This window comes from Klebsiella sp. RHBSTW-00484 (genome assembly GCF_013705725.1).
Taxonomy (GTDB): domain Bacteria; phylum Pseudomonadota; class Gammaproteobacteria; order Enterobacterales; family Enterobacteriaceae; genus Klebsiella.
On the sequence record NZ_CP055481.1, the window covers coordinates 503,085 to 529,523 of the forward strand.

The 26,439-nt window shown below is 54.1% G+C and carries 24 protein-coding genes; 11 read left to right on the forward strand and 13 right to left on the reverse strand.

What is annotated here, in order from left to right:
- Nucleotide 1 precedes the first annotated feature (1 nt).
- Nucleotides 2–1,090, forward strand: a complete 1,089-nt coding sequence (locus HV213_RS02255; protein WP_181484659.1) for an aminotransferase class I/II-fold pyridoxal phosphate-dependent enzyme — start codon at nt 2–4, stop codon at nt 1,088–1,090.
- 43 nt (nt 1,091–1,133) lie between these two features.
- Here HV213_RS02255 and cysG read toward each other — a convergent pair whose 3' ends face one another.
- The 3 genes from cysG to cadR all read right to left on the reverse strand — a co-directional run bounded on the left by cysG (nt 1,134) and on the right by cadR (nt 4,000).
- Nucleotides 1,134–2,507, reverse strand: coding sequence for a siroheme synthase CysG (gene cysG / locus HV213_RS02260; protein WP_181484660.1), 1,374 nt, complete (start codon nt 2,505–2,507; stop codon nt 1,134–1,136).
- Between the two features lie 160 nt (nt 2,508–2,667).
- Nucleotides 2,668–3,474, reverse strand: coding sequence for a nitrite transporter NirC (nirC, locus tag HV213_RS02265; protein ID WP_181484661.1), 807 nt, complete (start codon nt 3,472–3,474; stop codon nt 2,668–2,670).
- A gap of 118 nt (nt 3,475–3,592) precedes the next feature.
- Nucleotides 3,593–4,000, reverse strand: a complete 408-nt coding sequence (gene cadR, locus HV213_RS02270) for a Cd(II)/Pb(II)-responsive transcriptional regulator (RefSeq protein WP_004364961.1) — start codon at nt 3,998–4,000, stop codon at nt 3,593–3,595.
- A 95-nt stretch (nt 4,001–4,095) separates the two neighbouring features.
- Between cadR and HV213_RS02275 the strand changes: the two genes are divergently transcribed.
- Genes HV213_RS02275 through HV213_RS02285 form a run of 3 tightly spaced genes read left to right on the forward strand, consistent with a single transcriptional unit; the run spans nt 4,096 to nt 6,819 of the window.
- Nucleotides 4,096–4,992: a cation efflux transmembrane domain-containing protein gene (locus tag HV213_RS02275; protein WP_004364974.1), complete on the forward strand. Its 897-nt coding sequence runs from the start codon at nt 4,096–4,098 to the stop codon at nt 4,990–4,992.
- Between the two features lie 3 nt (nt 4,993–4,995).
- Nucleotides 4,996–5,508, forward strand: coding sequence for a signal peptidase II (lspA, locus tag HV213_RS02280; RefSeq protein WP_003821921.1), 513 nt, complete (start codon nt 4,996–4,998; stop codon nt 5,506–5,508).
- A 21-nt stretch (nt 5,509–5,529) separates the two neighbouring features.
- Nucleotides 5,530–6,819: an ISL3-like element ISPpu12 family transposase gene (locus tag HV213_RS02285; RefSeq protein ID WP_004574636.1), complete on the forward strand. Its 1,290-nt coding sequence runs from the start codon at nt 5,530–5,532 to the stop codon at nt 6,817–6,819.
- Between the two features lie 112 nt (nt 6,820–6,931).
- Here HV213_RS02285 and nirD read toward each other — a convergent pair whose 3' ends face one another.
- A complete protein-coding gene (gene nirD, locus HV213_RS02290) occupies nt 6,932–7,258 on the reverse strand; it encodes a nitrite reductase small subunit NirD (RefSeq protein ID WP_181484662.1) in 327 nt (108 codons plus the stop codon).
- Nucleotides 7,255–9,798, reverse strand: coding sequence for an NADPH-nitrite reductase large subunit (gene nirB / locus HV213_RS02295; protein ID WP_112214755.1), 2,544 nt, complete (start codon nt 9,796–9,798; stop codon nt 7,255–7,257). The genes nirD and nirB overlap by 4 nt, the downstream gene beginning before the upstream one ends.
- Before the next feature lie 241 nt (nt 9,799–10,039).
- On the opposite strand from nirB, the gene HV213_RS02300 reads away from it, so the two are divergent.
- The gene (locus HV213_RS02300) at nt 10,040–11,362 is read left to right on the forward strand and encodes a cytosine deaminase (protein WP_181484663.1); all 1,323 of its coding nucleotides are present in this window, start codon (nt 10,040–10,042) and stop codon (nt 11,360–11,362) included.
- Between the two features lie 5 nt (nt 11,363–11,367).
- On the opposite strand, the gene tsgA is transcribed toward HV213_RS02300, so the two are convergent.
- Nucleotides 11,368–12,543, reverse strand: coding sequence for an MFS transporter TsgA (tsgA, locus tag HV213_RS02305; RefSeq protein ID WP_181484664.1), 1,176 nt, complete (start codon nt 12,541–12,543; stop codon nt 11,368–11,370).
- 277 nt (nt 12,544–12,820) lie between these two features.
- Between tsgA and ppiA the strand changes: the two genes are divergently transcribed.
- From ppiA to argD, 3 genes are all read left to right on the forward strand, one after another.
- Nucleotides 12,821–13,390 carry a peptidylprolyl isomerase A gene (gene ppiA, locus HV213_RS02310; RefSeq protein WP_142513308.1) on the forward strand — a complete coding sequence of 190 codons (570 nt, stop codon included), beginning with the start codon at nt 12,821–12,823 and terminating at the stop codon, nt 13,388–13,390.
- A 115-nt stretch (nt 13,391–13,505) separates the two neighbouring features.
- A complete protein-coding gene (pabA, locus tag HV213_RS02315) occupies nt 13,506–14,069 on the forward strand; it encodes an aminodeoxychorismate synthase component 2 (protein ID WP_181484665.1) in 564 nt (187 codons plus the stop codon).
- A 90-nt stretch (nt 14,070–14,159) separates the two neighbouring features.
- Nucleotides 14,160–15,380, forward strand: coding sequence for a bifunctional acetylornithine/succinyldiaminopimelate transaminase (gene argD / locus HV213_RS02320; RefSeq protein WP_181484666.1), 1,221 nt, complete (start codon nt 14,160–14,162; stop codon nt 15,378–15,380).
- On the opposite strand, the gene HV213_RS02325 is transcribed toward argD, so the two are convergent.
- Nucleotides 15,370–17,448, reverse strand: coding sequence for a YccS/YhfK family putative transporter (locus HV213_RS02325; protein WP_181484667.1), 2,079 nt, complete (start codon nt 17,446–17,448; stop codon nt 15,370–15,372). The genes argD and HV213_RS02325 overlap by 11 nt on opposite strands.
- Nucleotides 17,449–17,499: 51 nt before the next feature.
- On the reverse strand, nt 17,500–18,132 hold the full coding sequence (gene crp / locus HV213_RS02330) for a cAMP-activated global transcriptional regulator CRP (protein ID WP_000242758.1): 633 nt from the start codon (nt 18,130–18,132) through the stop codon (nt 17,500–17,502).
- A 304-nt stretch (nt 18,133–18,436) separates the two neighbouring features.
- Between crp and HV213_RS02335 the strand changes: the two genes are divergently transcribed.
- Nucleotides 18,437–18,841: an OsmC family protein gene (locus HV213_RS02335; protein WP_004106401.1), complete on the forward strand. Its 405-nt coding sequence runs from the start codon at nt 18,437–18,439 to the stop codon at nt 18,839–18,841.
- A gap of 55 nt (nt 18,842–18,896) precedes the next feature.
- Here the strand turns inward: HV213_RS02335 and HV213_RS02340 are convergent, their stop codons facing one another.
- From HV213_RS02340 to HV213_RS02355, 4 genes are all read right to left on the reverse strand, one after another.
- Complete coding sequence (locus HV213_RS02340) at nt 18,897–19,766, reverse strand: phosphoribulokinase (RefSeq protein ID WP_110274982.1); 870 nt, start codon at nt 19,764–19,766, stop codon at nt 18,897–18,899.
- A 36-nt stretch (nt 19,767–19,802) separates the two neighbouring features.
- The gene (locus tag HV213_RS02345; RefSeq protein WP_110274983.1) at nt 19,803–20,021 is read right to left on the reverse strand and encodes a YheU family protein; all 219 of its coding nucleotides are present in this window, start codon (nt 20,019–20,021) and stop codon (nt 19,803–19,805) included.
- Entirely contained in the window at nt 20,018–20,977 is a 960-nt protein-coding gene (locus HV213_RS02350) for a hydrolase (RefSeq protein ID WP_249415946.1), read from the reverse strand. The genes HV213_RS02345 and HV213_RS02350 overlap by 4 nt, the downstream gene beginning before the upstream one ends.
- A gap of 143 nt (nt 20,978–21,120) precedes the next feature.
- Nucleotides 21,121–21,840 (reverse strand): NUDIX hydrolase, encoded by a 720-nt coding sequence (locus tag HV213_RS02355; protein WP_181484668.1) that lies wholly within the window; start codon nt 21,838–21,840, stop codon nt 21,121–21,123.
- 191 nt (nt 21,841–22,031) lie between these two features.
- Here HV213_RS02355 and prs point away from each other — a divergent pair, with 191 nt between their 5' ends.
- The gene (prs, locus tag HV213_RS02360; protein ID WP_181484669.1) at nt 22,032–22,892 is read left to right on the forward strand and encodes a ribose-phosphate diphosphokinase; all 861 of its coding nucleotides are present in this window, start codon (nt 22,032–22,034) and stop codon (nt 22,890–22,892) included.
- A 13-nt stretch (nt 22,893–22,905) separates the two neighbouring features.
- Nucleotides 22,906–24,396 carry a nicotinate phosphoribosyltransferase gene (locus tag HV213_RS02365; protein ID WP_181484670.1) on the forward strand — a complete coding sequence of 497 codons (1,491 nt, stop codon included), beginning with the start codon at nt 22,906–22,908 and terminating at the stop codon, nt 24,394–24,396.
- A 63-nt stretch (nt 24,397–24,459) separates the two neighbouring features.
- Here the strand turns inward: HV213_RS02365 and HV213_RS02370 are convergent, their stop codons facing one another.
- Nucleotides 24,460–26,364: an ABC transporter ATP-binding protein gene (locus HV213_RS02370; protein ID WP_181484671.1), complete on the reverse strand. Its 1,905-nt coding sequence runs from the start codon at nt 26,362–26,364 to the stop codon at nt 24,460–24,462.
- Nucleotides 26,365–26,439 lie beyond the last annotated feature (75 nt).

The following is a 26,439-nucleotide window of genomic DNA, read 5'->3' on the forward strand; positions in this document are numbered from 1 at the left end:
CATGAGAACCTTTCCGCTGGAAAGTCTGTCGCTGGTTGAAGCCCAACATAAGCAGTTCGCGTTGGTGGATGCTATCTGTCGTCATTTTCCTGGGGCAGATTTCCTGCGCGGCGGTGACTTTGGCCTGGCGTCGGGGCTGAATCAGCCCCGCGTCACACAGCGCGTCGAAGCGGTGCTGGCCGATGCATTTCATGCTGAGGCCGCCGTGTTGGTGCAGGGGGCCGGGACCGGGGCGATTCGTGCGGCGATAGCGGCATTAGTGAAGCCCGGCGGTACGCTATTAATCCACGATGCGCCGGTCTATCCGACGACCGCGGTGATTATTGAGCAGATGGGGCTAAAGCCAATCCGCGTGGACTTTAACGATCTGGCGGCGCTCTCGGTGACGGTGGCTCAGCATCGACCCGATGCGGCGCTGGTGCAGCATACGCGCCAGCGTCCTGAAGACAGCTACCATTTGGCAGAGGTGCTCTCTGTGCTTAATGAGCTGCACGTTCCGACGCTGACCGACGATAACTACGCGGTGATGAAGGTGGCGAATATCGGCTGCGAATGCGGTGCGACGCTGGCGACCTTTTCCTGCTTTAAGCTGTTTGGCCCGGAAGGCGTTGGTGCGGTAGTGGGTCGTGCCGACGCTGTTGCCCGCATCCGCGCCAGCATGTATTCCGGCGGTAGCCAGATTCAGGGGGCACAGGCGTTGGAAGTGCTGCGTGGACTGGTGTTCGCTCCGGTGATGCACGCGGTGCAGGCGGGGGTAACGGAGCGTTTGCTGTTGCAACTGAATCACGGTGTGGTGCCGCAGGTTAAACAGGCGATTATCGCCAATGCACAATCTCGGGTCCTGCTGGTGGAGTTTCATCAGCCGATTGCTGAGCAGGTGCTGGCTAACGCGCAGCAGCTTGGGGCGTTGCCGTATCCGGTTGGCGCGGAGTCAAAATATGAAATCCCGCCGTTGTTCTATCGCTTATCCGGAACCTTCCGTGAGGCAAACCCGGGTATTGAACGCTATGCGATTCGTATTAACCCTAATCGTAGCGGTGAGGAAACAGTGTTGAGAATATTGCAGCAAAGCTGTGAGGACGTGCAGTAATGCAATTTGTAGCCCGGCGGTTATGCGCCGGGCTATAGCGTCATTAGTGATTTGAGAACCAGTTAAGCTTATCGCGCAGACCAACCACGCGACCCACAATAATCAGTGCCGGGCTGGCCATCTGCTGAGCCAGCAAATCCAACTGCTCTAACGTGCCGGTAACGACCTTCTGGGTTACCGCCGTGCCGTTCTCAACGATAGCCGCAGGCATATCCGCCGCCATGCCGTGAGCAATCAGTTTTTCCCTGATCGCCGGTGCCTGATTCAGGCCCATATAGAACACCAGGGTTTGCTTTTCTACCGCCAGATTTTCCCAGTCCAGTTCGCCGCCGGTCTTAAGGTGGCCGGTGACCAGACGCACGCCCTGGGCAAAATCGCGATGGGTCAGGGGGATACCAGAATAGGCGGAACAGCCGGAGGCTGCGGTGATACCCGGGACGACTGAGAAAGGAATGCCGGCGCTGCACAAAGTTTCCAGTTCTTCACCGCCGCGACCAAAGATAAACGGGTCGCCGCCTTTCAGGCGCACGACGCGTTTTCCGCCCTGGGCTTCGCGCAATAGAATCTGGTTAATCTCTTCCTGCGGCACGCAATGGTAGCCTGAGCGTTTGCCGACGAAGACCCGATCGGCATCGCGGCGCACCAGGTTCATAATATCGTCGGAAACCAGACGATCATAAACCACCACATCGGCCTGCTGGATTTGCTGCAACCCTTTGAGGGTTAGCAGCCCCGCATCGCCAGGGCCCGCGCCAACCAGCACCACTTCACCGCGATGATCCAGCGGCTCGGTCAGTAGCTGTTCCGTGGTATCTGCAACCGCCTGACGATCTTCATTCGCCAGAGATTGTGCAAGCCTGTCGCTAACAAACAGCTTCTCCCAGAAACGGCGACGCTCGCTCACGGTCGCAAACTGTTTCTTCACACGTGAACGCAATTGCCCGGCGTACTGAGCCAACTGGCCTAAATGGAGCGGCAGAACTGACTCCAGCTTTTCACGCAGCAGGCGCGCCAACACCGGTGAGGTGCCGCCTGAAGAGACGGCAACCATCAATGGTGAGCGGTCGATAATCGACGGCATGATAAAGCTGGCCTGCTGAGGTGCGTCGACCACGTTGCAAAATATTCGCCTTGCTTCTGATGACTCACTGACCTGCTGATTCACCTTTTCGTTGTCGGTAGCAGCAATCGCCAGCCAACAGTTATCCAGCAGAGCAGGGTTAAACTCGCCTTTTACCAGGGTGAGCATGTTCGAATCGGCCCACACCTGGAACTGAGGCACAAAATCCAGCGCGTTGACCGTTAATCTGGCTCCCGCGTCGAGTAACAGGCGAGCTTTACGTTCGGCAACATCGCCGCCGCCGACTAACAAACAGTCGCGATCGCGTAATTGGCAAAATATAGGCAAATGGTCCACGACATTACCTCTTAATTATTGGCAGCAGCCTTAGAATCTGGCTATTAGGCTATCTTATTTGTCAGGTTGAACCTGGGCAGTGCTCACAATCCTCACGTACTACGTGTACGTTCCGGTTGTTCCGCGCCGTCCGTGTTCAACCTGTCTGCACCGATTACGCCTACTGAGCCAGACTCTCAGTCTCGTTAGTTTTTTCCGGAGCTGGGCGCTCCGATTTCGGCGTAGCATACCAATAACCCAATCCCATAAATACGACACCGGACAAAGTATTGCCGAGTGTTACCCATAACAGATTGTGACCAATTCCCGCAAGGGTGTAGGCATCGCTGTGATGACCGAACCAGGAGAGGGCAAACAGCGTCATGTTGGCAACGGAGTGCTCATAGCCGGAAGCGATAAACGCCAGCAGGCACCACCAGATAGCGATAAATTTTGCTGAGCCTTCAGTACGGATCGCCATCCAGATTGCCAGACATACCAGCCAGTTACACAGCGCGCCTTTGAAAAACAGCGCCATCGCAGATTGGCTGGTTTTAGCCAGCGCGACGGTGTGAACGAGGCTGGTATCGACCGGCAGCAGACTGCCGCTACCCCAGCTATACAGCAGCGCCACGAAAATAGAACCGAGCAGGTTGCCCATCCAGGTTTGCGGCAAAATGGCCCACATCTGCCCCTGGCTGATGGTGCCCGCTTTCACGCCCAGAGTCAGGAACATGGTGTGGCCGGTAAACAATTCAGAACCGGCGATAATCACCAGGGTTAAGGCGATACCAAAAGTGGCGCCCATCACCAGAGGACGAACAGATGGGTCGAGCAGATTGCCGAGGGTGAAAATAAGGATGATGCCGAGGCCGACATAAGCGCCTGCCATCATCGAGCTGACCCAGAAACTGAATGGATTATTGGCCGAGAGGCGTGCAATGCGCGCAGCGTTAGCCGCGCACTTGTTTATAGTGTCCGTAAACATATGATTGATTACCCTTGAGATATAAAAATAAGGGTAAGCGGATTAAATGGTTGATCTTACCTTTGCATGAGAGTGAGACAGACCGGCATCTCATCGGATTATCTGGTTGATGCTTCACCTACTGCTGGTGCATGTTTCCTTCGCTAATTCCAGCAAGAACCCCACACGCCTCAACTTCCCGGTCATCGTTGCAACTCGCTCTCAGTGAAACGAGTTGTTTCTCAAGCGCTTGCAGAGCGGTTATCTGCGACCGCACATGAGAGATGTGATCATCGAGCAAGGCGTTGACGGCGGTACAAGGCTGATGAGGGTCGTCCTGATAGCTCTGTAGTTCGTGAATCTCAGCCAGTGACAGGCCCAGGATTCTGCAGCGACGGATGAAGGCCAGCCCCTCACCATGCTTCTCGGTATAGACACGGTAACCGTTGTCCTGCCGATCAGGCGGCGGCAACAAGCCCTGCTGTTCATAGAAGCGGATCGTCTGTGTTTCGACCCCTACCAACTGCGCCAACTGACCAATGCGCATCAGCCTCCTCCCCAACGGATTCTTTACTCTATTGACCTTATAGTAGCTTTATAGTTTAAAATGGTACCACAACATTGTTCAAGTGGAGTCGTATCATGAGCAAATCCTGTGGTGGCGCCTGTGGCGGTGATGCAACGTCCGCAGCGGATACCGATATACAGGCCTCCTCCGAGGCGCCAGGGAGATGGGTCAGTGTTTATGCCGTGCCGAAGATGGACTGTCCATCAGAAGAACGAATGATTCGCCTAGCCCTGAACGGCTTTGAGGAGATTCGGGCGCTGTCCTTCGACTTGTCGAACCGCCGGCTGAAGGTCGTGCATGACGGCGAGGTCGAGCCCGTCACCTCGAAACTGAAGACCTTGGGGCTAGGCGCCTCGCTTCAGGAAACCGTCGCTGCAAATCCGGAGACCATCAAGGCCGCCGAGTTTTCGGCAGCTTCTGCTAAGCAAGAATCCGGGACCCTGCGCTGGTTGCTCGGCATCAATGCACTTCTGTTCGTGGTGGAAATGACTGCCGGTCTGATCGCCCGGTCCACCGGCCTGATTGGAGAATCCCTGGACAATTTTGCCGATGCGGCGGTGTACGGGCTTGCCCTTTATGCGGTTGGACATAGCGTGAAAATGCAGGTACGTGCCGCGCATCTTGCTGGTGTACTGCAACTGATCTTGGCTGTGGGCGTGCTCGTAGAGGTGGTGAGACGCTTTGTATTCGGTAGTGAGCCTGAATCGCTGGTGATGATGGCTATCGCATTCGTCGCATTGATTGCCAATACCAGTTGTCTGCTGCTCATATCCAAACATCGGGAAGGCGGGGCGCACATGAAGGCAAGCTGGATATTCTCGGCCAACGACGTGGTGATCAACCTGGGGGTCATCACCGCCGGCGCCCTGGTCGCGTGGACCGGTTCCAATTATCCGGATCTGATTATCGGCACCATCGCGGGGGGCATTGTACTTAACGGTGCCAGACGCATTTTGGCGTTGAAGGGTTAAATAATGCTCATTATTGGCAAAAAGCTCTCGCCGTATGCCCTATTGTCCATATCGGGCCTGCTGGCAGCGTCTGATCAGGCTGTAAAGTGGCTGGTGCAGCAATCAATGGCCTATGGCGAGTATGTTTCGGTGACCCCGTTCTTTAACTGGGTGCACCTATGGAACACCGGTGCCGCATTCAGTCTTTTTGCGAATGGTGGAGGCTGGCAGCGCTACTTTTTTATCGGAATCGCGGTAGTGGTCTCGATTTTTCTGATCAAGCTGATCCTTGAAAATCGTCATAAAGGAGAAGCCATCGCTTACAGTCTTATCCTCGGTGGCGCCATGGGCAACCTGATTGACCGGGTCTTTCGCGGCTATGTTGTGGATTCCTTTGATTTCTATTGGCGAGACTGGCATTGGCCGGCCTTCAACCTGGCTGATATTGCAATTGTCCTCGGTGCCTTACTTTTCGTTTCCAGCAGCTTGTTGGGTAAAAAAGCAAACACCAATGCCGAGTCGGATGGATCTGACTGACACCTACGCCTATACAACACCATGACCGAACTTCCCGACAACATCCTTCACCTGCCGCAATACCAAGTACTGGGCTGCAAATCAACCGACGACGAAATGCACTTCCAGGTGGACGTGCCCGATCCCATCGCCTGCGAGGAATGCGGCGTGCAGGGTGAGTTCGTACGGTTCGGCAAGCGTGACGTTCCCTATCGTGATCTGCCCATCCACGGCAAGCGGGTCACTCTCTGGGTGGTCCGCCGCCGATACACCTGCCGGGCCTGCAAGACAACATTCAGGCCCCAGCTACCGGAGATGGTGGACGGATTCCGTATGACACTGCGGCTGCATGAGTACGTGGAGAAGGAATCCTTCAACCACCCCTACACCTTTGTGGCGGCACAGACCGGCCTGGACGAGAAGACGGTGCGCGACATCTTCAACGCCCGCGCCGAGTTCCTGGGGCGCTGGCACCGCTTCGAGACGCCCCGCATCCTGGGCATTGACGAGCTATACCTGAACAAGCGCTACCGCTGCATTCTGACCAACATTGAGGAGCGAACCCTGCTCGACCTGCTGGCCACCCGCCGCCAGGACGTGGTGACCAACTACCTGATGAAGCTGAAAGACCGGCAGAAGGTCGAGATCGTCAGCATGGACATGTGGAACCCCTACCGGGCAGCGGTCAAGGCTGTGCTGCCCCAGGCCCGTATCGTGGTCGATAAGTTCCATGTGGTGCGCATGGCCAACGATGCCCTAGAGAGAGTGCGCAAGGGCCTCAGAAAGGAGCTGAAACCGTCCCAGAGCCGGACTCTCAAGGGAGACCGGAAAATCCTGCTGAAACGCGCTCACGAAGTCTCAGACCGGGAGCGCCTCATCATGGAGACCTGGACAGGCGCGTTCCCGCAACTGCTGGCCGCCTACGAGCACAAGGAGCGCTTCTACGGCATCTGGGACGCCACCACACGGCTCCAGGCAGAAGCCGCCCTGGACGAGTGGATAGCCACCATCCCGAAGGGCCAAAAGGAAGTCTGGAGCGATCTGGTCAGGGCAGTGGGAAACTGGCGCGAAGAGACCATGACCTACTTCGAGACGGACATGCCCGTCACCAACGCTTACACGGAGTCCATCAACCGACTGGCCAAGGACAAGAACCGTGAAGGGCGCGGTTACTCCTTCGAGGTGATGCGGGCACGAATGCTCTACACCACGAAGCACAAGAAGAAGGCACCGACTGCGAAGGTCTCTCCTTTCTACAAGAAAACCATCGGTTACGGACTGCCGGACTTCGCAGAGGAACTCAACTACGGAGTCGATCTATCAACCATCTGAGGGTGGTATCAGATTGATGGGGTGAAGGTGCCCCATCAACCATTAAATCCGTATACCCAAAAATAAAAAAGAAATTCAAAAAAAGGGAGGCGTTGCGCCTCCCGTTAATCTATTAACCGCGTAGCTGCACGACGCCGTCTTTCACTCGGGCTTCATAGTGCGCCACCGAATGGCTTTCATCTTCCAGACACAGGCCATCGCGCAGGCGGAAACGCTGCTTTTTCAGCGGGCTGGCAACCCACAGCTCGCCCTGATGCTCGGCAATCAGGCCGCGGGACAGGACGCTGGACTCAAAGAACGGGTCGATGTTGCTGATCGCAAAAATCTGGTCGCCGTGATAAGGGCGGAAAATTGCCACTTGTTTATCACCTAACAGCGCGCAGACGCCGGTTTCCGGCACGATGTCATCGAGTTTGCAGATATTTTTCCACTGGCTCATGCGTTTTCCTCCACCAGAGTTACCGGGATGCGTTCGTACGGCGTAGCCGGGCGATGCTGTTCGCGTTCAGGAACCACCTGGACGTTCGGATCGCGCTTGTCGCTGTTGATGAAGTGCTTGAAGCGAACCTGGGCGGCTGGTGTGTTGACGGTTTCCGTCCACTCGCATATCACCGCTTCGCGCAGGCGGGCCATCTCTTCTTCCAGATGCTCGTTCAGACCCAGCTTGTCGTCGATGATGACCGATTTCAGGTATTCAATGCCGCCTTCCATGTTATCTAACCACGGCGCGGTACGGGTCAGTTTATCGGCCGTACGGATGTAGAACATCATGAAGCGGTCGAGGTATTTCATCAGCGTTTCACGGTCCAGATCCGCTGCCAGCAGATCTGCATGGCGCGGTTTCATCCCGCCATTACCGCAGACGTACAGGTTCCAGCCTTTTTCTGTCGCGATGATGCCGACGTCTTTACCCTGGGCTTCCGCACATTCACGGGTACATCCGGAAACGCCAAACTTCATTTTGTGCGGGGTGCGGATGCCTTTATAGAGGTTTTCCAGCTCGACGCCGAAGCCGACGCTATCGCCCACGCCGTAGCGGCACCAGGTGCTGCCTACGCAGGTTTTCGCCATACGCAGCGCTTTGGCATACGCGTGACCCGTTTCGAAGCCTGCGTCGATCAGCTGACGCCAGATTTCCGGTAGATCGTCTTTTTGCGCACCGAACAGGCCAATACGTTGAGAACCGGTGATCTTGGTGTACAGATTAAATTCACGGGCGATACGGCCGACGGCCACCAGGCCTTCTGGCGTGATTTCGCCACCGGCAGAGCGAGGGATAACAGAGTAGGTACCGTCTTTCTGGATGTTCGCCAGGAAGTTGTCGTTGGTATCCTGCAGCGGGGTATGCTGCGGTTTGAGAATATATTCGTTCCAGCAGGAGGCCAGCAGGGAGCCAACGGTTGGCTTACACACTTCGCAGCCGTAGCCTTTGCCGTGTTTCGCCAACAGCTCTTCAAAGGTTTTGATGCCTTCCACGCGGATGAGGTGGAACAGTTCCTGGCGAGAGTACGCGAAGTGCTCACACAGGTTGTTGTTCACTTCGATGCCTTGTTTCGCCAGCTCGGCGTTGAGCACCTGGGTTACCAGCGGAATACAGCCGCCGCAGCCGGTACCGGCTTTGGTTTCCGCTTTCAGCGCCGCCACGGTGTGGCAGCCTTTATTGATGGCGGCGACCAGCATGCCTTTAGTGACGTCGAAGCAGGAGCAGATCTGCGCGCTGTCCGGCAGTTTATCCACGCCGATGGACGGCTTACCGCTGCCCGCGTGGGCTGGCAGGATCAGTGAGTCCGGGTTTTCCGGCAGTTCAATCGCGTTGAGAACCAACTGCAGCAGGTTGCCGTAATCGCTGGTGTCGCCCACCAGTACCGCACCGAGCAGCGTTTTGTTATCCGGGCTGACGATCAGACGTTTGTAGACTTCTTTGCTTTCATCAAGATAAACGTAGCTACGTGCGCCCGGCGTACGACCATGGGCATCGCCGATACCGCCAACGTCAACGCCCAGCAGCTTCAGCTTGGCGCTCAGATCCGCACCTTCAAAGGCGTTTTCCGTTTCGAGGATATGATCAGCGGTCACCTGTGCCATTTTATAGCCCGGAGCAACCAGGCCATAAACGCGATTGTTCCAGCTGGCACATTCGCCGATGGCGTAGATATCCGGATCGGATGTCTGGCAACGGTCGTTAATTACGATACCGCCGCGTTGGGCGACTTCCAGACCGCATTGGGTGGCTAGCTTGTCGCGCGGGCGAATACCGGTTGAGAAAACGATAAAATCGACTTCCAGTTCGCTACCGTCAGCAAAACGCATGGTTTTACGCGCTTCGGTGCCTTCCTGGACGATCTCTTTGGTGTTTTTGCTGGTGTGCACGCGCACGCCCATGCTTTCAATTTTGCGACGTAACTGCTCGCCGCCCATCTGATCGAGCTGTTCAGCCATCAGCATAGGAGCAAATTCAATCACGTGGGTTTCAACGCCAAGGTTTTTCAGCGCGCCCGCAGCTTCCAGACCTAACAGGCCGCCGCCGACTACCGCGCCGCGTTTGCTGCGACGGGCACAGGACTCAATGGCGTTGAGATCTTCAATAGTGCGATAGACAAAACAGTCCTGGGTTTCGGAACCTTTAATCGGTGGGATCCACGGATAGGAGCCGGTCGCCATGATCAGCTTGTCATAAAATACGGTACGACCCGCGCTGGAGTGAATGACCTTTTCCTGACGATTGATGGTGATAGCGCGTTCGCCAATCAGCACCTTAACGCCGTGCTTTTCGTAAAAACCTTCTCGTACCAAAGAGAGCTCTTCAGCGGTATGGTGAGAGAAGTAGGAGGAGAGGTGTACGCGGTCGTAGGCGATACGGGGTTCTTCACAGAAGACGGTAATATCAAAATTGGCAGCGTCGGATTTATCAAGAAGATCCTCAATAAAGCGATGGCCGACCATACCATTACCAATAATAGCGAGTCTGACTTTGCTCATATTTGCCTCGATTTCTTTTATATTACCGCCTACCTTAACGATTCAGCCAAGATACTTATTGATGCAAATCAATTACACCTTTACCTACTACTTAAGTGGTATATTTTTGATTTGTCAGCATTTTTATAAGTCTTGGAAAACGCTGGCTTTTCCTTTTTGCTTTTTTTGTGTACAAAATCAGCAGAAGAAACCGGCACAAGGCTGAGTGAATTTTTAGCCGTATTTAACGGGGGTCATCGATATGACAGCAGCGCCGCTTTGGTTGATTGAGAACGTTCGCCTGCCCGATCGCGAAGGTCTTTGGCAGATAGCGATAGACAAGGGGCGCTTCGGGGATATAACCCCTATGGGCGAGGCGCGCAATGAGAGTTATGAGGTGCTGAACGCGCGCGGCGGATTGGCTATTCCCCCTTTTATTGAACCGCATATCCACCTTGATACCACCCAAACCGCCGGAGAGCCTAACTGGAATCAGTCCGGGACTCTGTTTGAAGGTATTGAGCGCTGGGCAGAGCGTAAGGCTTTACTGAGCCATGAAGATGTTAAAGCTCGCGCATGGAAGACGCTGAAATGGCAAATTGCTAACGGCATCCAGTTTGTGCGTACCCACGTCGACGTTTCCGACCCTACGCTCACCGCACTCAAAGCGATGCTGGAGGTGAAAAAGGAGGTTGCGCCGTGGATTGAGCTGCAAATAGTCGCCTTTCCTCAGGAGGGGATTTTATCCTACCCCAACGGTGAAGCTCTGTTGGAGGAGGCACTGCGTCTGGGGGCTGACGTGGTCGGTGCGATCCCGCATTTTGAGTTCACCCGCGAGTACGGCGTGGAATCTCTACATATCGCATTTCGCCTGGCGAAGCAGTATCAGCGGCCTCTGGATATCCATTGTGATGAAATCGATGATGAGCAGTCACGATTTATTGAAACCGTGGCTGCTCTGGCGCTGAAAGAGGGAATTGGGCCACGCGTCACCGCCAGCCATACCACCGCCATGCACTCCTATAATGGCGCTTACACCTCGCGACTCTTTCGCTTGTTGAAACTCTCCGGCATTAACTTCGTGGCTAATCCGCTGGTTAATATCCACCTCCAGGGGCGTTTCGATGATTATCCGAAGCGCCGTGGTATTACGCGCGTTAAGGAACTGATGGCGGCGGGGATTAACGTCTGCTTTGGTCATGATGATGTCTTTGATCCGTGGTATCCGCTGGGTACCGGCAACATGTTGCAGGTGCTGCATATGGGGCTGCACGTTTGCCAGATGATGGGATATCAGCAAATTAACGATGGGCTGAAGCTGGTGACGGAAAACAGCGCACGGACGTTTGGCCTGAGCGATTACGGCATTGTGCCCGGAAATCCGGCGAATCTGGTGATTCTGCCTGCGGAGAATGGTTTTGAAGCAGTGCGCTGCCAGGTGCCAGTACGTTGGTCAATTCGTCAGGGGAGAGTCATCGCCACGACGCAATTAGCGCAGACCTGGGTGCAGACGGACAAGGGAGGGGAAGAGCTATTCTTTACCAAAAGCAGCCCCTTTGCCGGAACAAAGGGGTCTGAGGCTTAGTGAGGTTACGCCGCTGCGTTGTTCTGGCGGTGGCGGGAAACAAAGCCGAGGATCACGCACATCACAAATACCACGGCATAGAGACCGTTAGCGGTATGCAGCGCTGCCAGCGGACCGCTGGCGGCGACGATTGGGCCGGTAACCACAAAGGTCAACATGGTGCCGACGGTACCGCAGGTGAGAATGAAGTTCACCAGCTTCGGCGACGACACTTTGGTCTGCTGCGAGCCCAGCGTAATAATAGAGGTGTAGATTGCGCTTGAGAAGAAGCCGAGGGTCAGGATAAACCACGGCATATGCTCCGGCGAACCGTTAATAAACAGATACATCAGAACCGTAGCCGCGCCTGCCAGCACGGTCAGAATACGTTGCAGGTCAAAGAAGCGCAGGATAAAGCTGAATGACCACATGCCAATCATGTACGACATCCAGAAATCACTCACCAGTTTACCCCCATCACCCAAGCTCATGCCCAGACTTTTGGCGTATTCCGGCACCCAGGAGATAAAGCCCAACTGGCCGAGGATGTAACAGAGTGCGGCAATGGAGAGAAACAGCACGCCGATACCCCATTTCTCTTTTACTACCGGCTGGCTGTCCAGCGGCGCTTTTTTACCTAATACCGGGAATTCACAGCCGAAAGTCAGTACGAAAATAGCCACATAAACCAGACCGATGCAGGCATAAACCCAGTACCACTCGATGCTTCGTGCCAGCAGGTATGCGGCAAGCATCGGGAAAATCATTCCCGCCATGCTGAAGAAGGAGTCGGTGAACAGCAGGCGCGCGCCGCGCTGACGACCTTCATACATATGGGTGATCAGGAAGGTACCAATCGACATGGTGATCCCGCTGACCAGCCCAAGTACGAACATTGAGGCAGAGAACAGCGCCAGGCTATGACTAAACATCAAACCTGCGACGGCGAGTACCATCAAGATAAAGCCAAAGCGCAGTTGGGTTTTCAGCGGAACGATTTCCATCAGCCAGGCATTCAGGAAGATAGAAATCAGGATACCGGCGTTGAGGAAGGTAAAGGTGTTGCTCATACTGGAAACGGGCAGATGGAAATAATCTGCGATGTTTCCCATCACCATCCCGGTGACGATCACCAACGCGCCGGTCAGGGCGTAGGAGAAGAAGCTGATCCATGTGAGCTTGATACGGTTGCTGTTAGTCATGACTGGCCTGTGAATAGAAATGTATAGCGCGTTGACTCTGCGCCGGGCGGACAGATTTTATTCGTTTGCGTGATGTAATTAAATGTTTATTCTGAAATGTAGATCTTTTTGCACGAATAAATGTGATTGAAATCACATTTAATTATTTGATGGATTAATGATTGCGTCGTAACAAGTGTTTCAGCTAAGTAAAATTAGGTAAAAGGCTGGCCCAGGATGCAAAGGCTCTTTAGAATCAAGGCACTCGCTTTTTATTCTGCTCCGTTAAGGAATTTCCATGCTCAAATCAACTCTCGTGGCGGTGGCTGCCGTTTTCGCCTTTTCAGCATTTTCCCCGGCCATGGCGGCGAAGGGCGACCCTCATGTGTTGCTAACCACCTCTGCGGGCAATATTGAGCTTGAGCTGAATAGTCAGAAGGCACCCATTTCGGTGGATAACTTCCTGAAGTATGTCAACAGTGGTTTCTATAACAACACCACCTTTCACCGCGTGATCCCGGGCTTTATGGTGCAGGGCGGCGGTTTCAACGAGCAGATGCAGCAAAAACAGCCTAACCCGCCGATTAAAAACGAAGCGGACAATGGCCTGCGTAATACACGTGGGACCATCGCTATGGCGCGTACAGCCGATCAGGACAGCGCGACCAGCCAGTTCTTTATCAACATTGCAGATAACGCCTTCCTCGATCACGGCCAGCGTGATTTTGGCTATGCAGTCTTCGGCAAGGTCGTGAAAGGAATGGACGTTGCGGATAAGATTTCTCAGGTACAGACCCATAACGTTGGGCCTTATCAAAATGTTCCGTCTAAACCGATTGTTATTCTGTCGGCGAAAGTACTGCCGTAAAATATGTTTCCCGCGCGGGCACCTAGCCCGCGCTGCTTTCTCCCGCCAGATAAAGTGATAAGCGAAACCCGAGAATCTGCGTAGAATACCCCGGTTTGTAACTTCCGGAGCCGCCATGATCCTGCTTATCGACAACTATGATTCTTTCACCTGGAATTTGTATCAGTACTTCTGCGAGCTGGGAGCCGAAGTCCTTGTCAGGCGTAATGATGAGTTGACGTTGGAGGAGATTATCGCGCTGGCGCCGGAGAAAATCGTTATTTCGCCGGGCCCCTGTACCCCTGATGAATCGGGGATTTCGCTGGCGGTGATTCGCTACTTTTCCGGCAAGACTCCGCTCCTGGGCGTCTGCCTTGGTCATCAGGCTATCGCGCAGGTTTTCGGTGCGACCATCGTGCGGGCTGCCAAAGTAATGCATGGTAAAACGTCTCCCGTCATTCACAATGGGCAAGGGGTGTTTGCTGGGTTGAATAATCCACTCATCGTTACTCGCTACCACTCCTTATTGATCGATCCCCCAACGCTAGGGGAATGCTTTGAGATTACCGCCCGCAGCGAAGAGGGCGAGATCATGGGGATTCGCCATCGCGAGTTTGATCTCGAAGGCGTGCAGTTTCACCCGGAGAGCATTCTTAGCGAGCAGGGGCATCAACTGCTGGCAAACTTCCTCAATCGTTGATTTGTAGTTGCCATTGATTGATTTTTTATGCATATTTTGTGATTAGATTATCATAATCATTGCTGCATAACGAAGAAGGATGGGCATGACATGGCAACTGAACAACCGGCAATCACCCGCGCCACATTCGATGAGGTCATTTTGCCGATTTATGCACCGGCAGAATTTATTCCGGTGAAGGGCAAGGGCAGCCGCGTATGGGATCAGCAGGGCAAAGAGTACGTTGATTTCGCAGGCGGTATTGCCGTGACCGCGCTCGGTCATTGCCATCCGGCGCTGGTGGCGGCGCTGCATGAGCAGGGCGAAACCCTGTGGCATACCAGTAACGTTTTTACCAACGAACCGGCCCTGCGCCTGGGACGTAAGCTGGTCGATGCGACTTTTGCCGATCGCGTGGTGTTTATGAATTCCGGGACGGAAGCTAACGAAACCGCGTTCAAGCTGGCGCGTCATTACACCGTGACTCGCCATAGCCCGTATAAAACCAAAATCATCGCCTTCCACAATGCGTTCCATGGTCGTTCGCTGTTCACCGTCTCCGTAGGCGGCCAGCCGAAATACTCCGATGGCTTTGGCCCGAAACCGGCTGATATCGTTCACGTGCCGTTTAACGATTTGCACGCGGTGAAAGCCGTCATGGACGATCATACCTGCGCGGTAGTGGTAGAGCCGATTCAGGGCGAGGGGGGCGTGACTGCGGCGACGCCTGAATTCCTGCAAGGGTTACGTGATTTGTGCGATCAGCACCAGGCGCTGCTGGTATTTGATGAAGTGCAGTGCGGTATGGGGCGTACGGGCTCGCTGTTCGCTTATATGCACTACGGCGTGACGCCGGATATTCTGACCAGCGCTAAGGCGCTTGGCGGTGGCTTCCCGATTAGCGCGATGCTAACCACGCATGAAATTGCCAGCGCTTTCCACGCGGGTTCTCACGGTTCCACCTACGGCGGCAATCCGCTGGCCTGCGCGGTGGGCGGGGCGGCGTTCGATCTGATCAACACACCAGAAGTATTGGAAGGTGTGAGTGCGAAGCGCGAGCTGTTTGTTAAACATCTCCAGCAGATTGATGCGCAATTCGATTTGTTTAGCGATATCCGCGGAATGGGGTTGCTAATTGGTGCTGAGCTTAAGCCGCAGCATCAGGGCCGGGCGCGCGACTTCCTTTATGCTGCCGCAGACGCTGGTGTGATGGTGCTCAACGCCGGGCCTGACGTCATGCGCTTTGTGCCGTCGCTGGTGATTGACGATAGCGATATTGCCGAAGGAATGGCGCGCTTTGCCCAGGCAGTTGAGCGTGTGCTTAGCGCTTAGTGGTGCGTAGCCAGATGCCATGATGCGGACGCTGACGCCATGCCACCGACGAAATGGTGTGCATGGTGTTCAGGTGACCCAGAATGCGCTGCAGATGCTGTTCCATGGTACTGAGCGGGCCGCGAGGGACTTCTGCATCCTGGGCCTCCATAATATTCACATCTCCAGCGCTCCCCGGTCCATCTGAATCCAGCCGTTGCTGACAGCGCTGTAGCGCAATCTCACAGGACTCCAGATAACGTTGAGCCAGATCCGGCGTCAGCATATTGTGCTCGCGCGCAAGGGTGGTCATCGCATTGATGTGCTCAACAATGAACTGGCTATGGGTTACCCACAGCTTCATATCTTCCAGATAGTGCGAATTAAAGCCCGGTTCCTGCATTGCCTGATTGAGTGAGTTAAACAGCGCATTGTGCGCCTGATTAACGCGCATTCGCTGATAGGCCAGCGCCGGAGCCTGATGGTCGTCGCTAAGAATGAGCCGGATCGCTTCCTGATCGGCTTCCAGCGCGTCGTGGGCATTTTTGCGTAGCAGACCGCTTTGCCACTGCGGCCATAGCCAAACCATCCCACCAAAAGCGATCAGACAGCCAATAAGCGTGTCGATTAATCTGGCGATGATAAACTGCTCACCGTTTAGCGTGAGTAATTGCAGGGTATAAACCGCCGTGACGGTAAAACCAACCATTGCCCAGCCGTAGTTCTTACGAATAATCAGGTAGCTTAGCAGCGTGATGAAGAGCATGGCGGTCAGCGTATAGCCTTCAGGCACGTGGAAGTGTAGCGTCAGCCCGGCGATCACCAGTCCGGCAATCGTTCCAGCCGCCCGGTGAACAATGCGCACCCGTGTCGCGCCGTAGCCGTTTTGCGTCACGAAAAGCACCGTCATCAGGATCCAGTAGGGTTTTGGCAGATGCAATGCGCTGCCCATCAGGCTGGCGGCGCTCAGCATTACGCTGATGCGCGCGGCGTTGCGTAACGCCGGAGATTTAAACGACAGGTAGCTTTTCAGCGCTGGCAGCAGGGGTAAACGTCGGGTTTTATCCGCCATCAAGTTGCGCGTGTACAGAGGACGCTGGGTACGCAGAACCCGGGCGATACGGCTGAAGTGCCAGGCGCAGAACTGGCCGACCGGGTTATCCGGATGCTGCCAGGCAATTTTTTCCAGCGCGCCGATCTGTTTATCCATCTGAAAGCGCTGTGGGTAACGATGGTAGAGAAGATCGTCCGCCAACTCACGCAGGCGGGCGGCAACGGTTTGCGCATTCCAGCGAATCACTGCTTCTGCGTGACTGCGTTCCACCAGTTTCTGCACTTCTTCCGGCTGATGCAGGCTAACGGAGATATGTTCCTGTAAATCCAACCCCACCTGAAAAGCGCGCAACAGACGTTTGTGGTCGTTGCGTTGATTGGCCGCCAGCATATGCATCTGCTGGTAACACTGGGTAATCAGATCAACCACTTTCTGCTGGCGGTTAAGTAGCGGCGGCAGCGAGGTGGTAGGGTCCGTATGCTGGGTCAGCAGGCTGTATTTGGCCTCGCAATAGTTAGCCAGTTCGCGGTAGAGCAGGCTCAGCGACTCGCGCAGCGGTTGTTCGCGCCATAGCCAAAACCAAAACCAGTTAAAGACGCCATACCATAAGGTGCCGAGCGCGTAGATTAGCAGTGGCTCCCAGACCGGCATGTTGCCCGCAAGGCTGAGGGTAAAAATGGCGGCGATAAGCGAAGCGGGCAGTAGTCGCGCGTGCAGTGAACTGATTTCGGCAGTCACCCCAAGGATTAGCGCCAGGCCAGTGAGAATCAGTGGTAGAGGGATCTCGCGTTGCAGCAGGAGCTGGACAATCAGGCTACAGCCAGCAAACAGGCAGCCGCCAATAATCAGGCGTTTAAAGAAGCGCTTATGTGGTGTGTCCAGACCGGCAATGTTGCAACAGGCTGGTACCAGGGAAAACAGTAAGCCCTGCTGTAAATGTCCGAGAATAAGTCCGATTGCGACCGGCAGACACAACACCAGCGTTTGCCGCAGTGCGTAGTTGACTTCCGGGTGGTAAATCAGCCTGCGCCACATGAGGGGGAAACAAAAACGGCGTATTGCCAGGCAACACGCCGTTTTACCGACTTAACGGGTACCGTAGACGACGATAGTTTTACCGTGCGCGGAGATCAGGTTTTGATCTTCCAGCATTTTCAGTATGCGGCCAACTGTTTCGCGGGAGCATCCAACGATCTGACCGATTTCCTGACGGGTAATTTTAATTTGCATACCGTCCGGGTGGGTCATCGCATCAGGCTGTTTTGCCAGGTTCAGCAGCGTCTGGGCGATACGACCCGTCACGTCGAGGAAGGCGAGGTTACCGACTTTCTCTGACGTAACCTGCAGGCGACGTGCCATTTGCGAAGAGAGACGCATCAGGATGTCCGGGTTAACCTGGATCAACTGACGGAATTTTTTGTAGGAGATTTCGGCCACTTCACATGCGGTTTTCGCACGTACCCATGCACTACGTTCCTGACCTTCTTCAAACAGGCCTAATTCACCGATGAAATCGCCCTGGTTGAGGTAAGAGAGGATCATCTCTTTACCTTCTTCATCCTTGATGAGTACAGCCACGGAGCCTTTAACGATGTAGTACAACGTTTCTGCTTTCTCACCCTGGTGGATCAGCGTGCTCTTTGAGGGGTACTTATGAATGTGGCAATGAGACAAGAACCATTCAAGGGTAGGGTCTGTTTGCGGTTTGCCAAGCACCATGCGCGGTTATCCTCTGTTATAAGCTATCTCCAGATGCCGACACTACACGGCATCCGGGCATGCAATCGTATTAAATCCCTATACCTGGGAATCTGGCTGAAAATTTCCTGCAGCCTGTAATGTGAACTCCTCAGCATACATGCAGTGCATCAATGTATTACTGTAGCATCCCGATTGTTTTAGCATAGCTTTCGCCGCGTGTCTCCTGGTGTCTCGCTTCAGCATGACCTAGGTCGCCTTCCGTTGCGAGAATTGTTATGTGCGCGTAATCTGTCAGGAAAATTACAGCCCTGGAGTTAAATTTATGCAAGCGCGAGTGAAATGGGTTGAAGGGTTAACCTTCATTGGTGAGTCGGCTTCTGGTCACCAGATTCTGATGGACGGTAATTCCGGGGATAAAGCGCCCAGCCCGATGGAAATGGTGTTGATGGCGGCGGGCGGATGTAGCGCAATTGATGTGGTTTCTATCCTGCAGAAGGGACGCCATAACGTCACTAACTGCGAAGTTAAGCTGACTTCTGAGCGTCGCGAGGAAGCACCGCGTCTGTTTACCCATATCAATCTGCATTTTATCGTGACCGGTAAAGAGCTGAAAGATGCTGCCGTTTCTCGCGCAGTTGATCTCTCGGCGGAAAAATATTGCTCGGTGGCGCTGATGCTGGAGAAAGCAGTAAACATCACTCACTCTTATGAAGTGATCGAGGGATAAGCCGAACTGCGCGAACTCGTCGCCCCGGCATGCGCTGCGCTACCGGGGTTTTTTGTTAGTTGATTTTCCTGCCTTCCATTAGCCGCTCGACCAGCGGCGCCATGATAAGCTCCATGGCCAGCCCCATTTTCCCTCCCGGTACCACTAGCGTGTTCATATGCGAGATAAACGAGCCCTGAAGCATCGCCAGTAGCCAGGGGAAATCGATATTCTGTAAGTTGCGGAAATGGATAACGACAAAGCTTTCATCCAGCGATGGGATTGCTTTGGCTGCAAATGGGTTGGACGTATCCACCGTAGGTACGCGTTGGAAGTTGAGATGAGTGCGTGAAAACTGCGGGGTAATGAAGTTGATGTAATCTTCCATCGAGCGAACGACGGAATCCATCACCGCTTCACGAGAGTGGCCGCGTTCGCTGGTATCGCGGATAAGCTTCTGGATCCACTCCAGGTTAACGATCGGCACAACCCCGACCAGCAGGTCAACATGGTCAGCGACGTTGTGCTGGGGCGTGACAACTCCGCCGTGCAGGCCTTCATAAAACAGCACGTCAGTGGGTTCAGGTAGCGACTGCCAGGGAGTGAAGGTGCCAGGAACCTGATTCCACGGCACGGCTTCATCATAGGTGTGTAAATACTTGCGTGACTGACCTGTACCGTTCAGCCCGTATTCTCTGAAAGTCTGTTCCAGCAGGCCGAAATCGTTAGCCTCGGGACCGAAGTAGCTGATGTGTTTGCCCTGATCTCGCGCTTTGCGGATCGCCATGTCCATTTCCGGGCGGGTGTAGCGGTGAAAGCTATCGCCTTCCACTTCGGCGGCGTGGAGATTGAGCTGGGCGAAGATTTTGCGAAAGGCGAGGCTGGTGGTCGTGGTTCCCGCGCCGCTAGAGCCCGTGACGGCAATCACCGGATGTTTGGCAGACATAACAACTCCCAGGGTAAACGATAGTGTGATGCCGCCTTAGCCGTGAAACTGCTTGCGGGGCATAATATTGACCGTCTCGTGCAGCTCTGACCACACCAGCGCGGCTTCTCCGCTTTTCAGCTGTTGTTTGACATCGGCGACTTTATCCGCCAGCGAACGTTCATGCTCACCATAATCGGTGCCTTCGCGTAATACAAAACTTTCAATCAGGTTATCCAGCGTTTCGGGATCGAGATCCTGCCAGGGAATAATCATATTTGCCTTTCTAACCAGCGAGTTAGCCAATCCGGAATTCGCTGTTCTAACCACATTTCCGGCTTGCGCAGCGTACCACCGACAAAACCAACATGGCCGCCATGCTCTGTAAGTTGATACTCGACATTTGCTGGTAGCTGTTCTTGCGGCGGGATGGAGTGGTGATCCATAAAAGGATCGTCCTTCGCATGAATAATCAGCGTTGGTTTAGTGATGTCGCTTAAGCGCGGCATCGCACTACACTGGCGATAGTAGTCTAGCGCATCGGCAAAACCGTGGATCCTGGCGGTGATGCTATCGTCAAATTCGCGGATGCGGCGCATGCCTTTTAGCTGGCGTAAATCAACCGGCAAAGAGCCCGGGTAAGCTTTCAGCTTACGCGCGGCATTCGCCTTCAGCAGATTGAGCAGATAACGCTGATAAACGCGGGAAAACCCCTTATCCATATGAGAACTGCAGGCTTCCAGCATAAACGGCGCTGAGACGATAACGGCAGCATCGACAGGAATATCGTCACCTTCTTTCGCCAACAGGCAGCCCAGCATATTGCCCCCGAGCGAGTAACCCACCGCTGCAGTTGGCACGTCGCCGTATTCGCGCTGAAGCCAACGTAAAAACCAGGAGCCGTCTTCCGTTTCGCCTGAATGGTAGATACGGTTATTTCGGTTGGGTTCGCCGCTACAGCCGCGAAAATGCATCACCACGCCCAGCCAGCCGCGCTGCATGGCCGCGTGGACGAGTCCGTGAGCATAAGGGCTGTGCAGGCTGCCCTCAAGACCATGAAATACCACCAGTCGCGGTTTATGACGAGCCTGAGATGGTTCTTCGCTCCACGCCAGATCGACAAAGTCGCCATCCGGTAATTCAAGACGCTGCCAGTGTGGAGTGAAACGTAGCTTGCGACGGATTAGCCGCGGCAACATGGTTTGCAAATGACGATTGCCAACGCCGCGCATCGGGTGAAACTGCTGCGAGTCGTCTTCGGGGGGCGTCATTTCTGTGGGAGTGATATCAACCATAGCACCAGAGCAATTAATAATCTTTATACATACTATACCGCGCATGAAGTGCGCAGGTTAGCCAATATGTGGTCTTGTGGCTAATCGGTAAGCAGATTGCGTGAGAAAAGATGAATATCCACTCCAGGCTTACGCCGCCACAGGCGGGCCTTTCTTGTGCCTGTCGCCATGCTTTCACCTGTCTCTTCAAACATCCCTGACGCTTCAAAACGGCGAATCAGGCTTTTACGCTGTATGGACTGACCGAGGATTACCTCCGTCGCTTCCTGTAGCTGGCCATGGGTGAAGGTCTCCGGCAAGCAGTAAACGGGCAGTAAAGAATACATGGTCTTTTGCCTTAAGCGATGCAGGGCGGCGGTGATGATTTTCTGGTGATCAAACGCCAGGGAATAGTCGGCAAGCTTGGCAATTGGCACCCAACGGGCATCGCTGACGCTGGCGATATGCGGTTCGCAGTCCGCCCAGGCAATCAGTGCAAACCAGGTGACAGTCAGGCTCCAGCCGCGCGGGTCGCGATCGGGCCCGGAAAAAGTGTCCAGCTGTTCCAACCATGAAGGGAAAACCCCGGTTTTCTCAGTGAGCTTACGCATCGCGGTGGCGCGGGTGGAGTCATCGCACGCCATATCAATAAAGCCGCCGGGCAATCCCCAATACCCTTTCTGCGGGTGGTTTGCCCGCTCTACCAGCAGGACGCACAGCGCTTGTTGATGGAGCGTGAATAACACGCTATCCACCGTCACCAGAGGGGAGGGAAAGCGGCTGGCATCATATTGATTCAGATAGTCGGCTTCGGTGTTCATAGGCTACTCGCGATGATTTGGAACGCCCATCAGTGTACCAGCCCGACACTGAGCAGCAAGACTGCGTTTTTTATTATTATTTATCAGTAAATTACCTTTTTAGAGAAATAATGCATTTTTATGCTTGCTTAATATGTGTCTTAAGGACATTATTAATTGTGTCGAAGGGACATAATTGAGAGGGAAGAGTGATGAGTATGAAATTGACGTTAACCCTGGATAACCAGACTTACACTATCGACAACGGTGTTTTTCCTGATGGTGCCGTCTGGCTGAAGGTGACCGACCCGTTGCCATCCTCTGCCCGCCTGATGTGCGTTCGCGCTGCTGCGATGCAGGATATGAACGACTTTATGTTGCTTGCGCAACTGGTGGACGCGGTCCGTCACCAGACCGATGTGCTGGTCAGCCACCTCGAACTACCCTGGCTACCGTGGGCGCGTCAGGACCGACATATGGTTGCTGGTGACAGTTTTGCGCTGAGAGTCTTTGCTACTCAACTCAACACGCTGAAGTTCGATAAGGTGAAAGTGCTTGATCCGCACAGCGACGCTGCGGCGGCGGCAATAGATAACTTTGTGGCGATTCCACAGGAGAGGTGCCTGTTGCAGAGTTCGACTCTATGCCATCGGTTTCAGCAAAAGACGCTAATGCTGGTGGCGCCAGATGCGGGGGCGTTGAAAAAAATTGATGCTGTCGCCAGAGCAACAGGTGTCTCGGAGTACGCCATTCTGAGCAAAAAGCGTGATGTAGCAAGCGGCAACCTGACAGGCTTTGCACTGGTTGCGGGTGATGTCAGGGGCAGGGATCTGCTGATTGTCGACGATTTATGCGACGCCGGCGGCACCTTTATCGGTTCGGCGCAGGTGCTGCGCGATGCTGGTGCCCACAGCGTCAGCTTGTATGTGACGCACGGCATTTTTTCAAAAGGCGTTGAACATCTGCTGAGCAACGGCGTTGATGCCATCTATACCACCACTTCTTTGGCTGCTCCGACGCTGGCACATCCGCAGCTCGAACTTATCGACATTGCCGCGATCTACCGCGCTTAAGGGAGAAATCATCATGAAAATTAACCCTATTCTGGCTATTGATGGCTACAAAGTTTCTCACCGCGCGCAATATCCCCAGGGTACGACGCGGGTCTATTCTAACTTCACTCCGCGCAGCGATCGTTTTTTCCAGTCGCCGTTGGCAGATGGCAAGCTAGTGTTTTTCGGTCTGCAGGGCTTTTTGCAGTGGTTCCTTGTCGATCAGTTCAACGAGGCATTTTTTGCTCGTCCGGAAGATGAAGTGGTGCACGAATATAAGCAGGTCATGGATGGTTATCTTGGTCGCGATGCGGTCCCGGTGGATCATATTCGCGACCTACATCGTCTGGGCTATCTGCCGCTGCACATTAAATCGCTGGATGAAGGCACAAAAGTGCCGATGAAGGTGCCGGTATTGACCATCATTAATACGAAAGAAGAATTTTTCTGGCTGGTGAATTACCTGGAAACGGTGCTTTCGGCAGAGCTTTGGAAGGCATCCACCAATGCCACTATTGCCCATCACTATCGCAAAATCTGCGAACGCTGGGCGGAAAAGACCTGTAGCGATCTGACCCATCTCGATTTTCAGTGTCACGATTTTTCGTTTCGCGGTATGGCCGGATTGCAGGATGCCGCCCAAGCGGGGTGTGGGCATTTGTTAAGCTTTAAGGGGACAGATAGCATTCCAGCACTGCTCTATGCCCGCGATTACTATACCGAAAGTGAAGACTATTTTATCGGCGCCAGCATTCCGGCGACTGAGCATAGTGTGATGTGTATGGGGGAGCGTGAGCATGAGATAGAAACCTTCCGTCGTCTGATTGCCGATATTTATCCGCAGGGATTTGTTTCTATCGTCTCCGATACCTGGGACTACTGGCGTGTATTGAGTGAATTTACCCGCGAACTGAAAGGGATCATCATGCAGCGTCAGGGGCGGGTTGTTTTCCGCCCGGACAGTGGTGATCCGGTTGAGATTCTGTGCGGTACTGCTGCTACCGATGATGTACGTACTGAACGAAGTGTAGAAGAGAAAGGCTCTGTCGAGGTGCTGTGGGAGATTTTTGGCGGCACGATAAATGATAAAGGCTACAAGGTATTGGATCCCCATGTGGGCCTGATTTACGGTGATTCCATTACTCTCGCCAGAGCCGATGAGATCATGCGTCGTCTGGAAGCGAAGGGTTTCGCCAGTTCTAATGTGGTGTTTGGAGTGGGCTCCTTTACCTACCAGTACAATACGCGCGATACCTTTGGTTTTGCGATGAAAGCAACCTGGGGGGAAGTCAGTGGTGAAGGGCGAATGATTTTCAAAGAGCCAAAAACGGACAATGGCCTGAAACGTTCGGCACGCGGTCTTTTACGAGTTGAGCGCAATGCTCTGGGAGAGCTGCAACTGCATGATGAACAAACCCTGGAGCAGGAGCTACAGGGAGAGCTAAAAACCCGCTTCCTTGATGGCAAATTGTTCCGCTGTGAACATCTTGAGCAAATACGCGCCCGGTTGGCGGCGCAGCGTTAAGCCTCGGTGAGAGGTATTAAAAAGGCGGGTTATCCCGCCTTTTGTGCCGTTAGCTATCAGACATTAGCCTTCCTGCAGCATCTGTTCCAGCTGTTCTTGTGCGTCCAGCCAGGCCATTTCACACTCTTCAAGCCCGGACTTTGCATTGGCTTGTTGCTGTAAACATTCGGTAAGCTCTGCTTTGCGGCTTTGGTCGTATAAGCCGCTGTCGCCCAGCTTCTCTTCCGCCTGCGTTAGCCTGGCGTTCAGTTTCTCCATCTCTTTTTCCAGGCGAGCAATCTCTTTACGCAGCGGTTGGGTTTGCGTGCGCAGCTCGGCTTCCCGGCGTTTTTGATCTTTACGCGCTTGAGCGCTGTTGGCGCTCTCTTTTGATTCTTCTGACGCCTGGCTTTCCTGCTTTTGTGAGTCGCTTAGCCATTGCTGGTAATCTTCCAGATCGCCGTCAAAAGGTTCGACTTTACTGTCGTGCACCAGATAGAGGTCATCAGTGGTGGAGCGAATCAGATGGCGGTCGTGCGAGACCACCACCAGTGCTCCTTCAAAATCAATCAGCGCTTCGGTTAAGGCCTGGCGCATATCGAGATCGAGGTGGTTAGTCGGTTCATCAAGCAGCAGCAGGTTTGGCCGCTGCCAGACGATTAACGCCAGCACCAGGCGCGCCTTTTCACCGCCGGAGAAGCGCTGTGTCTCTTCATTGACCTTGTCGCTTTGAAAACCAAAGCCGCCGAGATAGTCGCGCAGCTTCTGCTCCAGCACCTGCGGAGCCAGACGGGCCAGATGCTGCAGCGGGGATTCGTCAGCGCGCAGGAACTCAAGCTGATGTTGAGCGAAGTAGCCAAGTTTGATTCCCTTCGCCAGGCCAATCTCACCGCGTAGCGGCTGTAACTCACCGGCCAGCAGTTTTATCAGCGTCGATTTACCGGCACCGTTGCGCCCCAGCAGACCGATGCGTGAACCCGGAACCAGGTTCAGCTTGATCGAGTCGAGAATCACTCGCTCGCCATAACCGGCACTGACCTTTTCCATCTTCAGTAGCGGGTTCGGCAGGCTTTCCGGTGCGCGGAAGCTAAAATGGAACGGGTTATCGACGTGGGCCGGTGCAATAAGCTCCATGCGTTCAAGCATCTTGATACGACTCTGCGCCTGCTTAGCTTTGGTAGCCTGCGCACGGAAGCGATCGATATAACTTTGTAAATGAGCGACGCGCAATTGCTGGCTTTCGTATGTTGCCTGTTGCTGTGACAAGCGGGTGGCGCGCTGTATCTCAAATGAGCTGTAGTTGCCCGTATACTCGAACATTGACTGCTGCTCGATATGAATAATTTTGTCGATGATGGGGTCAAGGAAATCGCGATCGTGAGAGATCAAAATCAGGGTGCCGGCATAGCCTTTGAGCCACTTTTCCAGCCAGATGACCGCATCGAGGTCAAGGTGGTTGGTCGGTTCATCAAGTAGCAGCAGGTCAGAGCGACAAATTAGCGCCTGTGCCAGATTAAGGCGCATACGCCAGCCGCCGGAAAAGTCGCTTACCGGCTGCTCCAGCTGTTCATTACTGAAACCCAGGCCATGCAACAGACTGGCCGCGCGCGAACGTATGGTCCAGGCGTCGACAGCGTCGAGTTTACCGTGCACCGTCGCGATGGCGTGACCGTCATTGCGTTCATTGGCCTGGTTTAAGTCAGCCTCGAGCTGGCGAAATTCGCGATCGCCATCAATAACATAGTCAATGGCTGGTTGTGGTAACGCCGGGGTTTCCTGGTTAACCCACGCTAGCTGCCAGTTGCCTGGAAAAGTCATAGTGCCACCATCGGCGCTAATCTCGTTTTTCAAAAGCGAAAGCAGGGTGGATTTACCGCAGCCGTTTTTGCCCACCAGACCGACTTTTTGCCCAGGGTTGATGGTGGCGGTTGCGTTATCCAGCAGGACGCGTACGCCGCGACGAATTTGTAACGAGGAGAAAACAATCATAAGGCGCCGTATGTTCTGATTATGTTAATTTGTCATTATGATAATGTAGTGTGGAGCGAATCGCTCAACCGGGCC

Bases quoted from the DNA above. Each gene is read 5' to 3' on its own strand.
- HV213_RS02255 (WP_181484659.1), top strand. From the start codon at position 2: ATGAGAACCTTTCCGCTGGAAAGTCTGTCGCTGGTTGAAGCCCAACAT.
- nirC (WP_181484661.1), bottom strand. From the start codon at position 3,474: ATGTTTACGGACACTATAAACAAGTGCGCGGCTAACGCTGCGCGCATT.
- cadR (WP_004364961.1), bottom strand. From the start codon at position 4,000: ATGCGCATTGGTCAGTTGGCGCAGTTGGTAGGGGTCGAAACACAGACG.
- HV213_RS02275 (WP_004364974.1), top strand. From the start codon at position 4,096: ATGAGCAAATCCTGTGGTGGCGCCTGTGGCGGTGATGCAACGTCCGCA.
- lspA (WP_003821921.1), top strand. From the start codon at position 4,996: ATGCTCATTATTGGCAAAAAGCTCTCGCCGTATGCCCTATTGTCCATA.
- HV213_RS02285 (WP_004574636.1), top strand. From the start codon at position 5,530: ATGACCGAACTTCCCGACAACATCCTTCACCTGCCGCAATACCAAGTA.
- nirD (WP_181484662.1), bottom strand. From the start codon at position 7,258: ATGAGCCAGTGGAAAAATATCTGCAAACTCGATGACATCGTGCCGGAA.
- nirB (WP_112214755.1), bottom strand. From the start codon at position 9,798: ATGAGCAAAGTCAGACTCGCTATTATTGGTAATGGTATGGTCGGCCAT.
- HV213_RS02300 (WP_181484663.1), top strand. From the start codon at position 10,040: ATGACAGCAGCGCCGCTTTGGTTGATTGAGAACGTTCGCCTGCCCGAT.
- tsgA (WP_181484664.1), bottom strand. From the start codon at position 12,543: ATGACTAACAGCAACCGTATCAAGCTCACATGGATCAGCTTCTTCTCC.
- ppiA (WP_142513308.1), top strand. From the start codon at position 12,821: ATGCTCAAATCAACTCTCGTGGCGGTGGCTGCCGTTTTCGCCTTTTCA.
- pabA (WP_181484665.1), top strand. From the start codon at position 13,506: ATGATCCTGCTTATCGACAACTATGATTCTTTCACCTGGAATTTGTAT.
- argD (WP_181484666.1), top strand. From the start codon at position 14,160: ATGGCAACTGAACAACCGGCAATCACCCGCGCCACATTCGATGAGGTC.
- HV213_RS02325 (WP_181484667.1), bottom strand. From the start codon at position 17,448: ATGTGGCGCAGGCTGATTTACCACCCGGAAGTCAACTACGCACTGCGG.
- crp (WP_000242758.1), bottom strand. From the start codon at position 18,132: ATGGTGCTTGGCAAACCGCAAACAGACCCTACCCTTGAATGGTTCTTG.
- HV213_RS02335 (WP_004106401.1), top strand. From the start codon at position 18,437: ATGCAAGCGCGAGTGAAATGGGTTGAAGGGTTAACCTTCATTGGTGAG.
- HV213_RS02340 (WP_110274982.1), bottom strand. From the start codon at position 19,766: ATGTCTGCCAAACATCCGGTGATTGCCGTCACGGGCTCTAGCGGCGCG.
- HV213_RS02345 (WP_110274983.1), bottom strand. From the start codon at position 20,021: ATGATTATTCCCTGGCAGGATCTCGATCCCGAAACGCTGGATAACCTG.
- HV213_RS02350 (WP_249415946.1), bottom strand. From the start codon at position 20,977: ATGCGCGGCGTTGGCAATCGTCATTTGCAAACCATGTTGCCGCGGCTA.
- HV213_RS02355 (WP_181484668.1), bottom strand. From the start codon at position 21,840: ATGAACACCGAAGCCGACTATCTGAATCAATATGATGCCAGCCGCTTT.
- prs (WP_181484669.1), top strand. From the start codon at position 22,032: ATGAGTATGAAATTGACGTTAACCCTGGATAACCAGACTTACACTATC.
- HV213_RS02365 (WP_181484670.1), top strand. From the start codon at position 22,906: ATGAAAATTAACCCTATTCTGGCTATTGATGGCTACAAAGTTTCTCAC.
- HV213_RS02370 (WP_181484671.1), bottom strand. From the start codon at position 26,364: ATGATTGTTTTCTCCTCGTTACAAATTCGTCGCGGCGTACGCGTCCTG.